Source organism: Palleronia pontilimi (genome assembly GCF_016412875.1).
GTDB classification, from domain to species: domain Bacteria; phylum Pseudomonadota; class Alphaproteobacteria; order Rhodobacterales; family Rhodobacteraceae; genus Palleronia; species Palleronia pontilimi.
Map to the genome: position 1 here is coordinate 1 of NZ_JAEKPD010000048.1, position 601 is coordinate 601.

General features: G+C 46.9%; 1 protein-coding gene. It reads left to right on the forward strand.

Annotation, left to right across the window (positions count from 1 at the left end; all coding sequences use genetic code 11):
- Window positions 1-436: hypothetical protein (locus ILP92_RS18225; protein WP_235971602.1), on the forward strand; the 436-nt coding region annotated here is incomplete at its 5' end.
- Between the last annotated feature and the right edge of the window lie 165 nt (window positions 437-601).

Genomic DNA, 601 nt, shown 5'->3' on the forward strand with positions numbered 1-601 from the left:
TTTCACAGCAACAACAACCACCATTTTCGCAGCAACAACAACCACCATTTTCGCAGCAGCAACAACAACAACAACCACCATTTACACAACAACAACAACCACCGTTTTCACAACAACCACCAATTTCACAGCAGCAACAACCACCATTTTCGCAGCAACAACAACCACCATTTTCGCAGCAGCAACAACAACAACAACCACCATTCACACAACAACAACAACCACCGTTTTCACAACAACCACCAATTTCACAGCAGCAACAACCACCATTTTCGCAGCAACAACAGCCACCATATTCGCAGCAACAACAACCACCATTTTCACAGCAACAACAAATACCAGTTATTCATCCATCTGTTCTGCAGCAGCTAAACCCATGCAAGGTATTCCTCCAGCAGCAGTGCATCCCTGTGGCAATGCAGCGATGTCTTGCTAGGTCACAAATGTTGCAGCAGAGCATTTGCCATGTGATGCAGCAACAATGTTGCCAGCAATTGCGGCAAATCCCCGAGCAATCCCGCCATGAGTCAATCCGTGCTATCGTCTACTCTATCATCCTGCAGCAGCAGCAGCAGCAACAACAACAACAACAGGGTCAGAG